Raw genomic sequence first — 12,268 nt, forward strand, 5'->3', positions numbered from 1 at the left:
CGATTTTCACACTCCACGTCCGGAACCCGTTTTTCTTCTGCTCGCTTCGCTCGGATTTCCAAGTGTTTTTCAACACCTTTCAACCGGAATCGGAGTCCGTATCAGAAGGCCGTGTCCAGCGCCCCCAACGCTGCCCCCGCGTCGGTAATCCCCGCCTGTGCCATGTCCGGGCGGCCCCCGCCCTTGCCGCCGCCCGCCGCCGCCAGTTTGCCCACCAGTTGCCCGGCGTGTGCCCCGCGTGCCACGGCGTCCTTGGTGGCTTTAACCACCAGCCCCTTTTCCCCGGCGATGACCACCAGATCGGCCCCGCTCTGATCCAGCAGCTTGTCGGCCGCGCCGCGCAGCTCGTTGCCCTCGATGCCGGCCAGTTTCAGCGACGCCACCTTGAAGCCGCCCAGCTCGCGCACCGGGGAGGCCGCGCCACCCCCGCCGCCCATCTGTGCCTCGGCCAGCTGACGGCGCACCGCCACCGCTTCCTTCTCGGCGGCCTTGAGCTGGGCATGCAAGCCGGAGACGCGGCCTTCCAGACCTTCAGGGTTGGTGTTGAGCAGGGCCGCAACTTTTGCCGAGGCGTTGAGGCGTTCGCGCAGCCATTCGGTGGCCGCTTCACCCGCCAGCGCCTCGATGCGGCGCACCCCGGCGGCCACGTTCTCGTCACTGAGGATCACGAACGCGCCGATGTCCCCGGTGCGCTTCACGTGTGCGCCGCCGCACAGTTCCATGCTCGCCACGGCCTGCCCCTCGTAAGACACGTCGCCGCCCACCTTCACCACGCGTACTGTGTCGCCGTACTTCTCGCCGAACAGGGCCGTTGCGCCCGCCGCCCGCGCCTCGGCAATCGGCATTTCCTGCCACGTCACCGGGAAGTTGGCGCTGACCCAGCGCGACACCAGCCGCTCCACGCCCGCAATTTCGTCGGCGGTCATGGCCGCGCCGTGCGCGAAGTCGAAGCGCAGGCGATCCGGGGCCACCAGCGATCCGGCCTGCCGCACCCCCGAACCCAGCACGGCGCGCAGGGCCGCGTGCAGCAGGTGGGTGGCGGTGTGGTGCCGCTGCGTCGCCTGCCGCTCACCCGAAACCACGCCGCGCACACTCTGGCCGGTCTTGAGTTCGCCCGCCTCTATCGCCACGTCGTGCAGGAACACGCCGCCGGGGGTCTTGCGGGTGTCGCGCACCACGCCTGAGCCGCCCTCCCATTCCAGGCGTCCGGTGTCGCCCACCTCGCCGCCTCCCTCCGCGTAGAAGGGCGAGCGGGACAGCACCACCGTCGCCTCGTCGCCCGCCGACAGGTGTTCCAGCCGTTCGCCCGCCACCAGCACGGCCAGCACCTCGCCGTCGGCCTCCAGCTCGTCGTAGCCGACAAATTCGGTGGGGGAGAGGTCTTCGAGCGCCTCCTGCGCCCCGAACAGTTCGGACTTGCCGTACTTGCTGCCCGCCCGCGCGATGTTCTGGGCATTTTCCAGGCTCTCGGCGTACCCGGCCTCGTCCACACTGACGCCGTACTCCTCGGCAATTTCTTTCGTCAGATCGACGGGGAAGCCGTAGGTGTCGTAGAGGATAAAGGCCTCGTTGCCGCCCAGCACCGCGCCCTTCTCCATGCCTTCCAGCAGCCCGCTGAGGCGCTGGATGCCGCCTTCCAGCGTCTTCAGGAAGCGTTCTTCCTCGCTTCTAATCGTCGCCTCCACCCGTGCCTGCTCCGCCCGCAGTTCGGGGTAGGCGTCGCCCATGCTCTCCACCACCAGCGGCACCAGTTGGTACAGCGTCGGCTCGCGCAGGCCCAGCAGGTAGGCGTGGCGGGAGGCGCGGCGCAGAATCTTGCGGATCACGTAGCCGCGCCCGGTGTTGCCCGGCGTGCTGCCGTCGGCAATGACCATGCTCACGCTGCGGAGGTGTTCAGCCACCACACGGTGCGAGACGTTCTGCGGCCCCTCGTAGGGCTGGCCGCTCAGCTCGGCAATCCGGGCGATGATCGGCGCGAACACGTCATTGCTGTAGAAGTCGTACACGTCCTGCACGACGGTGGCGAGGCGTTCCAGGCCCATGCCGGTGTCGATGTTCTTGAACGGCAGGTCAACCAGGGTGGGCGTGCCGTCTGCCTGTGGTTCCTGGCGGTCATACTGCGGGAACACGTTGTTCCAGATTTCCAGAAAGCGGGCGCTCTCGCGGGTCTCGGCGTAGTCGGCCCAGATGTCGTCGCCGTACTTCGGCCCCCGGTCATAGAAGATCTCGCTGCACGGGCCGCAGGGGCCGTTGGGGCCTTCCTTCGGCGCGTCGGCGGGCCAGAAGTTCTCGTCGGCCCCGAAGCGCAGGATGTGATCCTCGGGCAGGCCAATCTCCTTTGTCCAGATGTCGAAGGCCTCGTCGTCGTCCTCGTAGATGGTGGCGTACAGCTTGGAGCCGTCCATCCCCATCCACTCGGGCGAGGTCAGGAATTCCCAGGCCCAGGTCAGCGACTCGCGCTTGAAGTAGTCGCCGAAGCTGAAGTTGCCCAGCATCTCCAGCAGCGAGCAGTGCCGCAGCGTGCGCCCCACGTTCTCGATGTCGCCGATGCGCAGGCATTTCTGGGCGGTGGTCACGCGCTTGTTCGCGCCCTGCTCGAAGCGGGCGGGGGCGCCCATGAACTGCGCCTTGAACGGCTGCATTCCGGCCACGGTAAACAGCGTGGTGGGATCGGGGGCCACCGTGCTGTAACTGGGCAGGCGCAGGTGGCCCTTGCCCTCAAAAAAACTCAGAAATTTCTCGCGAATCTCGGCAGTGGACAGCGTGGGGGATGGAGCAGTCATAGTGGGGAGTTTAGCGCGGGGGCTGGGGGTGAAAAGGGCGCGCGTGGAGTGGCTGGGCATGGGCAATTCACCGCCGCCTCACCTCGCATCAGCCTGGGTCAAGCACGCTGGGGCATGTCCTGGAAACACGTTTCGCTGCTGGCGCTGGCCCTGTCGGGTGGCTCTGTCCTGGCCCAGACCACGCCGTCCAAACCCGCCGCGCCCAAGTCCATCTCGCCGGAGCGTGAGTTCCTGGAGCGCTTGGCGACGCCTTTTTACGCCCCAGGCTCCACCACTGCCCAGGTGCTGGTGGGCAAAGCTCCGGCTGATCTGGGCTTTGCCCTGCCCGCAGGCAGCCGCGTGATCGGGAGCGTCACCACGCAGAGCAAAGACCCCAGTTTTCCGGCGGGCGCAACGGTGTATTTCGACACCGTGCAGACGCCAGCGCAGGTGGAGGCCTACTTTGCCAGGGCCTTGCCGGGTGCGGGTTGGAAGGTCTTTCCCAGAGAGGGCAATGATCTGTCCGGCGAGGGCGGCTTTCAGCCCACGGCCGTAGCGGGCGGGGGCTTTTACTATCGCCAGGCTCCAGATCAGACGCTCGGTGTGACGGCGCAGCGGGTGGGCCAGACCACCCAGGTCAGGCTGAGCGTGGAGCGCGCCTCCAACCTCAAGCAGATGCTCAGCTATGCCAGACCGGGCGGGCCTGTGTCTCCCAGTCTGCCCCGGCTCCAGGCCCCGGCAGATGCGACGGTTTCCCCGCGTGGGGGCGGCGGAAACGGCAACAACATCACGCAGTACGCGGGAATAGAAAGTCGGCTGGGCCGGGCCGCCCTGTACGACTTCTACGCCGCCCAGCTCAGGAACGCCGGGTGGAAACTGAGCAACCGCGCCGAGACGGGCCAGTTGATCTCGACGCTTTGGACATTCACGGATGACGGCGAGACGCGGGTGGGCCTCTTTCTGCTGAACGAGGTGGGGACGGGGCAGTACCGCGCGACGCTGGCGACGCAGGGGTTGGAGTAGTGCCGCTCGCTAGAGTTTGGCCATGAAGATTCTCGTCACCGGCATGTCCGGCACCGGCAAATCCAGCGTCTTGCAAGAGCTGGCCCGCCGGGGCCACCGCACCGTGGACACCGACTCGGACGAATGGTGCGAGTGGGTGACGGACGCGCGGGGAGAGCCGGACTGGGTGTGGCGCGAGGATCGCATCGATGAATTGCTGGCAGGCCACATGGACGGCACGCTGTTCGTGGCGGGCTGCAAATCCAGTCAGGGGCGGTTCTCCTCACAGTTCGACGCCGTGGCGTTGCTCAGCGCCCCCGCCGCCGTCCTGCTGGAGCGGATGGCCGCCCGCACGAACAATCCGTATGGGAAATCGCCACAGGAGAGAGCGCTGGTGCTGGAGCATCTGGCAACCGTGGAGCCGCTGCTGCGGGCGACGGCCACGCTAGAAATCGACACCACGCAGCCGCTGTCGGTGGTGGCGGATCGGCTGGAAGCGCTGGCCGGTTGAGCTGCTGGCCCACCCCCTACAGGAACCCGAACCTTCTCCGCTCCTGCGGGTGGCTGGCCTCCGTCAATTCCCGTGCGAAGGCTTCCAGGGCGTCCTGCACGGCCCTGGCCTCGCGCACCAGCTCGGCGGCCACGCTCTGGATCTGCCCCTCGCGCTCCTGCTCCCAGTGGTTCAGGACGCGCTCGTTCAGGCGGGCGTGTTCGGGGCTGGTCACGTCGCGCGGGGGGGCCAGCCGATCCCGCGCCAGTTCCAGGTAATGGACGTGATCGGTGGCGCGGGCCACGGCGGCAAACCGGCCATCTGCCTTCAAGTCGGCCACCTTCGCGGCCAGCCGCTCGCGCTCCAGCAGGGCGCGGGCGCGTTCGCGGCCCTGAATCAGTGCCGCGCCCGCCGCCATGCTGACCAGTGCCAGCGTGAACACCAGCAATGACCAGTGCTGCGGCGTCTGCGGTGCGTCGTCGGGCAGGGCGCTCAGGTCGGTGAGCTGGCCCTGCTGCGCGGCGTTGGCGGCGATCTGCTGGGTCACGCGCAGGATGCCGTCCCAGTTCAGGAAGCCCTCCACGCCCAGGTACAGCGCGCTCACGGCCAGGATGCCGCCGATGTACGCGCCGGGCCGCGCCATGCCGGGGGTGCGCGTCGCCAGCTTGGCGCGGTACGCCAGTTCGTCCACCAGCCACAGCAGCAGCACGCTGAACATGATCCCGGCGGTCAGGGCGATGATGGTCATATACAGCCGACTTTCCGGGTTGAACAGCAGGTTGATGCTGACCCCGCTGATGATGCCCACGAAGAATTTGCTGAACACCGCGAAGGCGTTAAAGACTTTCTTGCTGCCCGATTTGCCTTCGGGTGGCCGCAGGGCGTGGCCCTCGCGCGCCAGTTCGGCCAGCGCCTGCTCCTGGTAGAAGCCCTCGGCGCTGCGGATGTCCACCGGCACCCCGGCGGCGGTCAGCGCCTCGAAACGCCCCTGCCGGGCGGCCTCGATTTCCTCGGTGGCGCGCAGGTACTCGCGCTCCACGTCCCCGCTGGCCGCATTCATGAAGTTCAGGTGATCCTGCTGCCGCGCCCACGAGCCGCGCACGCCCACCCCCGTCTCGGCCAGCACGCGGTTGACGGTGGTGCGGGCGGTCTCGAAGTTGATGCGGTACTGCTCCACGTTCAGCCGCAGGATGCGCGCCCGCGAGGTCAGGGCGCCCCTCATGGCCTCGTCGGGCACCAGTTGCAGCTCGCCGCGCAGGTCATCCAGCAACTCCGCAAAGTGCGCGGGCGTCAGCACCGGTAGGAATTGCTCGGCGCTCAGCGGCTCCGGGCGCGGCAGGGCGGGCGCGTAGCTGGACAGATCGAAAGCGCCGGGGTCTGCGGGGGCAGCTAGTGAAACAGTGGCCGCGTCTGAAGGTCGAAGGGTCTGAGGGTCTGAAGGCTCAGGAATGGGCGCTTCTGGTTCCCGCTTGGCGAGGTGGATTTCAACCGTTCTGTCGGTGGTCACGGGCCTACCTCCTGGCTTTTTTCACAGCGTCGGCGAAGGTGGGGTAGACGTTGTTCAGGTCATACGCGCCCGCCATCAGCACCCGCGCGTCGTCGCCCGCCTTGCCCAGCGCCTTCACGAAGCCGTCGCGGATCGAGTTGCCGTTCTTGTCCTTCTCCGGGCTGAGGCCCGCGAAGAACAGTTGCCGGGTGTCCTTGCTGCCCAGCAGCTTGCCGAACACGGTGGGCAGGTTGCTGCGCCCCGGATCGTCCAGCAACGCGCCGTCGCTGAACAGCACCACCACGCTGCCCACGCCCCTGGTGCGCTCCAGCAGGGCATTGGCCTTGCTCAGCCCGGCAGTAATGGCGCTGCCCCGCCCGGTACACGGCTGCGTCAATGCGCCCGTGTAGCGCAGGATGTCGGCCTTGCCCATCCGCGCGCCGTTCTTGGACATGAATTTGAAGTCGGCCACCGTCTGCACGCCCTCGCAGATACGCAGCAGGGTCAGCGTGTCGCCGGAACGCAATTGGTTAAGCATGATGCTCTGCGACAGCAATTTCGCCTGATCGGCGTACTTGTAGGCGGGATTTTTGCTGCTGCCGGTCATGTCGGCAGCGATCACGAAATGCAGCGGCGGCGTGCTGAGGCCCAGCACCGTTCCCGCACTCATGGGCGCGGGCGTCAGCAGGGGCAACAGGGACAGAAAGGGGAGGGGGGACATGGGAGGCTCCTTCGGAGGGGTCTGAGGGTTGGAATGGTTTTGCTTCTCTAGCGGGAAAGGGGGAGTGCAGCAGCGACTCTCAGGCCTTCAACTGGGCGGCACCGGATTTCTGGGATTCAGCCCCGGAATCGGCACCGCCACGCCGCCCACGCGCGTCATCCCAGGCGGAACTTCCAGGTTTCTGATGTCGTGCGGCAGGTCACGCAGCAGGGCGATCTCGCGGCAGGCCGCCTGATCGCGGTACAGGTTGACCGGCACGCTCTGGCGGCCATCGGGGTCACCGATCCACACGGCCATTGCGTACTGCGGGGTCACGCCCGCGCACCACGTGTCGTTGACGTCGTCGGTGGTGCCGGACTTAGCGCCCAGCGGCATGGCCTTGCCGCTCAGTCGCTGGAACAGGGTGGGGCGCAGGAACTGGACGTGCCCGGCAGAGTCGTTCACCGCGCCGGTCAGCATGTCGAAGGTCTCGTAGGCCACCACCGGATCCCACAGCGGCTGGCACTCGCGGCGGCGCAGGGGCAGCGGTTTGTCGCCCACGCCGTAGACCTCGGCCAGCAGGTGCGGCGGGCACAGCGTTCCCCCGTTGGCGAAGCTGCCGTAGGCCGCCGCCACCGTCAGCGGCGAGGCCCGGTACGTGCCCAGCGCGGGGCTGGAGCGGTTGGCGCTGTCCTCGTTGTAGTTCACGCCTTCCAGCACTTTTCTGAGCGCCGCCTCGCGCCCGGTGCCCACCTGCACGGCCACGGTGTTCAGGCTGCGGGCGTTGGCCTCGCGCACGGTGACGGCGCGGCCCAGGAAGGTGCCGGAATTGTTGCGGATGGCCTGCGAGCCGTAGCGGGTGGCGGTGTCCGTGAAGGTGCTGAACTGGGTGAGATCCCCGTCCCCAGTGCCGAACGCGGTGGCGTAGAGCAGGGGCTTGACGGTGCTGGCGACGGGGCGCTGGGCGTAGGCCGCCCACTGCCGCCCGGCGTCGCTGCTGGGGTTGCCGCCGGTGCTGCTCGCCAGCGCGATGATGCCGCCGCCGCGCACGTCCACCACCGCCGCACCCTCGGCAATGCCAGGGGGGCGGGGGCCAGTCGCCCCCTCGCCGTTGACGCGCCGCGACAGTTCGGCCTGCGCCCGCGCGTCAATGGTCAGCACCACGCGCCCCACTTTGCTGGGATTCAGGCCTGCCGCCCGCAATTCGCGCCTCACCAGTTCCTGCATGGCCCACACCGGTTCTGGATCGTTGCGGTAATCGGGATTGCGCGCGGCACTCACGATCCGCAAGTCGCCGCCACTTCCGGCATATTCGGTGCGCCACAGCCGGGGCTGCAAAGGAACGGAGGCCGCCGCCAGATAGTCGTTCTCGGAAATCAGGCCGTGCGAGCGCAGGATTCGCAGGGTCAGCAGTTGCTGGCTTCTCATCCAGCGAAAGCGCGCGGTGGCCGTCTCGGGCGGGGTGTCCGCTGCCACCAGATAGCGTCCCGGCGCGGGCAGCAGGCCCACCAGAAAGGCACTCTGGGCCAGACTCAGGTCTGCCGGATCGACGCCGAACACCGCCCGCGCCGCGTCGTACACGCCCTTGCGCTGGCCGATGCCGATCCACGGCAGGCTGTTGACGCTCATCGCCAGCACCTCGGGCCGCCCGTAACGCAGCGTGACCAGGGGGGCCAGCACGAACTCGGTGGCCTTGCGGGCCATCACCAGCCCCAGCCCGCGCCGATCCGTGTCGTAGTCGAAATGCCCGGCCAGCACGTTGTTCTTCAGCAGTTGCATGGTCAGCGTGCTGCCGCCCGCACCGCTGAGGAGGGCGCGCGGCAGGCGGCCCAGATCTATCCCGGAGTGCGAGAAGAAGCGCACGTCCTCCTTGGCGACGTAGGCCAGCAAGAACGCCTGCGACACGCCGGTCAGCGGCACGCTCAGCGACTCGCGGCACGGCACGGCGTTGGTGGTCTGGCCCTCGCGGCAGTGGTCAATCACGCCCAGCGGCTGCCCCCGGCGATCCTGCACCTCGATGGGCCGCAGCTCCGAGCGCAGGTTCCACACGCGCGCAAAGGCCCCGGTGCTCCACGCGCCCGCCACGCCCAGCCCCATGGTGCCCAGCGTCAGGACACCCACGCCGGCCAGCCCCGCCCGCACGATGCGCCGCAGCGTCCAGCGCGACTTTGGACGGCGCACAAACGGCGTGCGCGGCCAGGGGTTGCGCCAGAAATTCAGCCTCTGCTTCACCTGCCCGCGCCTCAACGGGCCACGTCGGTCACGCCCGCCGCCGCCGAGCGGAACTGCCAGTCGCGCGCCACGCTGTTCCACAGTCCCGACGCGCCCACCAGAATCACCAGCGCTGTGCCCAGCACCGCCAAGCCGGTGACCGCCCCGGCCCAGCTCATGGCCGGACGGGGGCCACGCACGCGGCGGGGTCTGGGGCCTTTCTTTTGCTCTGGCCGCGCCGTCTCGCGCGCCGCCTGCGGCAGGCCCACCGACGGCAGGCCGGAGGAGTAGGGCCGGGGTTTGCGGACAAAACTCACCAGGAAAGGATAGGGGGGGTGCATGAGCGCTGCATCACACCAAAGGGTGACTAAATCGGGGTTAAAGCGGCTTATACGGATTCCGTCTGTTTCGTTTACAAATCGGGACAGCACCGATTTGCAAACTCCACGCCCGGAACCCGCTTTTCTCCTGCTCGCTTCGCTCGGATTTTCATCGTTCTTGCAAACGATTCAATCGGAGTCCGTATTATACGGGCACGCCGGTTGCGCCTGGGCCTACACTCTGGGGCATGACCACTGCGACACCGGCCCTGGCCCCCCGTCTCCGTGAACAGTTTCCCCCGCTCTCGTCGGGCCGCGCCTACTTGGACAACGCGGCGGGCGGGCTGCTGCCCCTGCGCGCCATCGAGGCGATCACCGCGCACCTGATGCGCTACGGCGCGACGAACGCCATGCCGGGGCACCAGCCGGGGGCCGACATCCTGGCCCTCAAGCAGCGTGCCCGCGCGGCCACCGCCCTGTTTCTGAACGCCCAGCCGGAAGACGTGGCGCTGGCGCAGAGTGCCACCGCGCTGGCCTTCCGCCTGTCCGCCGCCTTTTCCCGGTTGTGGGGGCCGGGCGACGAGGTGATCGTGTCGGGCCTGGAACACGAGGCCAACGCCAGCCCCTGGCGCGAGCTGGAGCGCGTGGGCGTGACCGTGAAGGTCTGGCACGCCCGAGCGCCGGAAATGCGCCTGCACGCCGACGATCTGGCCGCGCTGCTCTCGGACAGGACGCGGCTGGTGTCGGTCACGGCGGCCAGCAACGCGCTGGGCGTGACCGTGGACATTCCCGCCGTGACCGCCCAGGTGCGGGCGGCGGGGGCGTGGAGTGTGGTGGACGCCGTTCACGCCGCGCCGCACACCCTGCCGGACGTGGAGGCGTGGGGCGCGGACTTCGTGATGTTCAGCCCCTACAAGGTTTTCGGGCCACACCTGGGGGCCATGTGGATCAGCCCCGAACACCGCCCGAATCTGCCGTGGCCCAAACTGAGTTTCGTGCCGGACGGCGACATCACGGGCATCGAGCACGGTACGCCGCAATTTGAGCTGCTGGCCGGCTGGCTGGGCACGCTGGACTACCTGCGCGAACTGGGTGGGGCGCCGGAACTGACGCGGGCCGCGCTGGTGGCCGCCTACGCCCGCATTGCCGAACTGGAAGGCCCGGTGGCTGAACGCCTGATCTCCGGGCTGGCTGCGATGGAGAACGTCACCCTGTACGGCCCACAGGACATGACGGGCCGGGTGGGCACGGCGGCGTTCCGCGTGCAGGGCGAGACGCCGGCCCAGACCGCCGCCCGCCTGACCGCCGCCGGGGTGGACGCGGGAGCCGGCCACTTCTACGCCGTGCAGCCCCTGACTGATCTGGGCCTGTACCCCGAAGGCATCGTGCGCGTCAGCATCGCGCACTACACGAGCATGGAGGATGTGGAGCGGTTGCTGGCCGGGATTTAGGTCAGGACGCGGGGCGCAGTGCGCGGGAACAGCCTTTCCTGCGTACCGCGCACTGCTTCCTGCGTCCTCCCCTACAGCACCCCGTTCAACCCGTCCCTGAATCCCCGCGCCGCCTCCACACTCGCTGCCACGCTCAGCCCGTCGGCGTACTGCACACCCCGGCTGGCGCTGGCAATTGCGCCCGTACCGTCCGCGTGGAACGCGCCCTTGAGGTCTGAGGCGGCTCCGCCCTGAGCGCCCAGGCCGGGCAGCAGCAGCAGCGCACGTGGCATCAGCGCCCGGAAGGTGGCGAGGTCTGCGGGGTGCGTCGCCCCCACCACCGCGCCCACCGCGCCGTACTCGCCCTCGGGGGTTCCGGCGTTCAGGCGGTTGATCTCCACCGCCACCCGCTCGCTGACGCCGCTGCCCTGCAAGTCGGCCTGGCCGGGGTTGCTGGTCTTGACCAGCACAAACACCGCGCCGCCGTTCTCGCGCGCGGTGTCCACGAAGGGGGTCAGCGTTTCGAAGCCCAGAAACGGGTTGACCGTCAGCGCCGCGCCCGCGTGCCGCCCGCTCAGCCATGCCCGCGCGTAGGCCTCCGCCGTGCTGCCGATGTCGCCGCGCTTGGCGTCCAGCAGCACCGGCAGGCCCAGCGTGCGGGCGGCGGCGCAGACCTCTTCCAGAATGCCGAAGCCTTCCAGGCCCAGCGCCTCGTAAAAGGCCAGTTGCGGCTTGACGCACGCGGCGTAGGGCGCGCACGCCTCCAGCACCTCCAGCGTGTGGCTTTTCAGGTGTGCCGTGTCGCGGTAGGCGTCCCGGCGCGGATCGAGGCCCACGCACAGGCGGGTGTTCAGGCGAAGGGTGCGCTCGGTGACGGCCTGGGCAAAGGTGAGCATCGTGGCGAGGGTAACACTTGCAGGGATGGCCGAGGGTTCATTTCCCGCCCAGGCATGTTTCCATCCGCCATCTCCCATCAACATTTCCCCTTTTATACGGATTCCGTTTGTTTCGTGTAGAAATCGGAGCTGTCCCGATTTCTACACTCCACGTCCGGAACCCGTTTTTCTCCTGCTCGCTTCGCTCGGATTTCCACGTGTCTTCAACACCTTTCAATCGGAGTCCGTATTACCCCATCATCTCCCGCGCCACCCGCACCAGTTCGGCGTTGTCGGCGGCCCCGTCGAAGTCGCCGGGCAGCAGCAGGGTGTCTTCTAGGCCAATGCGGGCGTCCAGCCCACGCCGCGCCGCCTCGCGCAGCAGGGGCCAGGCGCTCTCTCCCAGGCCGTGCAGCACGACTGGTTTGTCCAGGCCAGACGCCTCCAGCAGGCCGAACATCTCCTTCAACTCGGCCTTGTAGGTGCGGATCGGCTGATCGGGCATCTCGATCAGCACGCGCAGCACCTCGTCGCGGCGCGGCCACGCCAGGAAGGCCCGCAGCGCGTCCGCCGTCCACAGGCCCGCCTCCACGCCGATGCCACGTTCCAGCAACGTTGAAGCCAGTTCGGGAGCCCCGTCCTCGTGCCAGTTCACCGAGACGAAATCGGGCAGCGCCGTCCAGGCACGCACGGCGGCCAGCCTCGCCCCAGCATCTGGCACGATCCACCAGCCGCTGGACAGGCCCACCGGGACGCTGGGACATGCCGCGCGCACCGCCTCCAGCGCCCGCGCCACGTCGTCAGCGTCCAGACTCTCGGCCCCCGCCGCATTTCTGGGGTGGAAGTGCAGCGCGTCCGCGCCCGCCTCCACCGCCGCCCGCGCGGCCTGGGCGAGCTGCCCGGGCGTGACGGGAATGTTCGGATGTTCGTCGGGGCTTCGGTTGCCGTTCAGGGCCGCTTTCAACACGCCTGCACTCTAGAGCCTGCTAGCC

General features: G+C 68.4%; 10 protein-coding genes. 3 read left to right on the forward strand and 7 right to left on the reverse strand.

From position 1 onward, the window contains the following. Positions 1 to 101: 101 nt before the first annotated feature. Entirely contained in the window at positions 102 to 2,783 is a 2,682-nt protein-coding gene (gene alaS, locus FHR04_RS13985; RefSeq protein WP_139403969.1) for an alanine--tRNA ligase, read from the reverse strand. Positions 2,784 to 2,897: 114 nt separating this feature from the next. Here alaS and FHR04_RS13990 point away from each other — a divergent pair, with 114 nt between their 5' ends. Then, positions 2,898 to 3,785: a hypothetical protein gene (locus FHR04_RS13990; RefSeq protein ID WP_139403970.1), complete on the forward strand. Its 888-nt coding sequence runs from the start codon at positions 2,898 to 2,900 to the stop codon at positions 3,783 to 3,785. 22 nt (positions 3,786 to 3,807) lie between these two features. Next, on the forward strand, positions 3,808 to 4,275 hold the full coding sequence (locus tag FHR04_RS13995; protein ID WP_211344204.1) for an AAA family ATPase: 468 nt from the start codon (positions 3,808 to 3,810) through the stop codon (positions 4,273 to 4,275). A 16-nt stretch (positions 4,276 to 4,291) separates the two neighbouring features. On the opposite strand, the gene FHR04_RS14000 is transcribed toward FHR04_RS13995, so the two are convergent. The 4 genes from FHR04_RS14000 to FHR04_RS14015 all read right to left on the reverse strand — a co-directional run bounded on the left by FHR04_RS14000 (position 4,292) and on the right by FHR04_RS14015 (position 8,968). Then, complete coding sequence (locus tag FHR04_RS14000) at positions 4,292 to 5,761, reverse strand: hypothetical protein (RefSeq protein ID WP_249039135.1); 1,470 nt, start codon at positions 5,759 to 5,761, stop codon at positions 4,292 to 4,294. A gap of 4 nt (positions 5,762 to 5,765) precedes the next feature. Beyond that, on the reverse strand, positions 5,766 to 6,461 hold the full coding sequence (locus FHR04_RS14005) for a VWA domain-containing protein (protein WP_139403971.1): 696 nt from the start codon (positions 6,459 to 6,461) through the stop codon (positions 5,766 to 5,768). A gap of 87 nt (positions 6,462 to 6,548) precedes the next feature. Then, the gene (locus FHR04_RS14010; protein WP_249039136.1) at positions 6,549 to 8,672 is read right to left on the reverse strand and encodes a transglycosylase domain-containing protein; all 2,124 of its coding nucleotides are present in this window, start codon (positions 8,670 to 8,672) and stop codon (positions 6,549 to 6,551) included. Between the two features lie 11 nt (positions 8,673 to 8,683). Next, positions 8,684 to 8,968, reverse strand: a complete 285-nt coding sequence (locus FHR04_RS14015; RefSeq protein ID WP_139403972.1) for a hypothetical protein — start codon at positions 8,966 to 8,968, stop codon at positions 8,684 to 8,686. 251 nt (positions 8,969 to 9,219) lie between these two features. Here FHR04_RS14015 and FHR04_RS14020 point away from each other — a divergent pair, with 251 nt between their 5' ends. After that, entirely contained in the window at positions 9,220 to 10,422 is a 1,203-nt protein-coding gene (locus FHR04_RS14020; protein ID WP_139403973.1) for a cysteine desulfurase-like protein, read from the forward strand. 71 nt (positions 10,423 to 10,493) lie between these two features. Here FHR04_RS14020 and pyrF read toward each other — a convergent pair whose 3' ends face one another. Together pyrF and FHR04_RS14030 are read right to left on the reverse strand one after the other, a co-directional pair. Further along, positions 10,494 to 11,297, reverse strand: coding sequence for an orotidine-5'-phosphate decarboxylase (gene pyrF, locus FHR04_RS14025; RefSeq protein WP_139403974.1), 804 nt, complete (start codon positions 11,295 to 11,297; stop codon positions 10,494 to 10,496). 229 nt (positions 11,298 to 11,526) lie between these two features. Continuing rightward, the gene (locus tag FHR04_RS14030) at positions 11,527 to 12,243 is read right to left on the reverse strand and encodes a 3-keto-5-aminohexanoate cleavage protein (protein WP_139403975.1); all 717 of its coding nucleotides are present in this window, start codon (positions 12,241 to 12,243) and stop codon (positions 11,527 to 11,529) included. Positions 12,244 to 12,268 lie beyond the last annotated feature (25 nt).

Origin of the sequence: Deinococcus radiopugnans ATCC 19172 (assembly GCF_006335125.1) — a bacterium.
Taxonomy (GTDB): domain Bacteria; phylum Deinococcota; class Deinococci; order Deinococcales; family Deinococcaceae; genus Deinococcus; species Deinococcus radiopugnans.

What these genes read in the sequence shown, in the direction of transcription:
- pyrF (WP_139403974.1), bottom strand. Translation starts at nt 11,297, where the DNA reads ATGCTCACCTTTGCCCAGGCCGTCACCGAGCGCACCCTTCGCCTGAAC.
- FHR04_RS14020 (WP_139403973.1), top strand. Translation starts at nt 9,220, where the DNA reads ATGACCACTGCGACACCGGCCCTGGCCCCCCGTCTCCGTGAACAGTTT.
- FHR04_RS13995 (WP_211344204.1), top strand. Translation starts at nt 3,808, where the DNA reads ATGAAGATTCTCGTCACCGGCATGTCCGGCACCGGCAAATCCAGCGTC.
- FHR04_RS13990 (WP_139403970.1), top strand. Translation starts at nt 2,898, where the DNA reads ATGTCCTGGAAACACGTTTCGCTGCTGGCGCTGGCCCTGTCGGGTGGC.
- FHR04_RS14005 (WP_139403971.1), bottom strand. Translation starts at nt 6,461, where the DNA reads ATGTCCCCCCTCCCCTTTCTGTCCCTGTTGCCCCTGCTGACGCCCGCG.
- alaS (WP_139403969.1), bottom strand. Translation starts at nt 2,783, where the DNA reads ATGACTGCTCCATCCCCCACGCTGTCCACTGCCGAGATTCGCGAGAAA.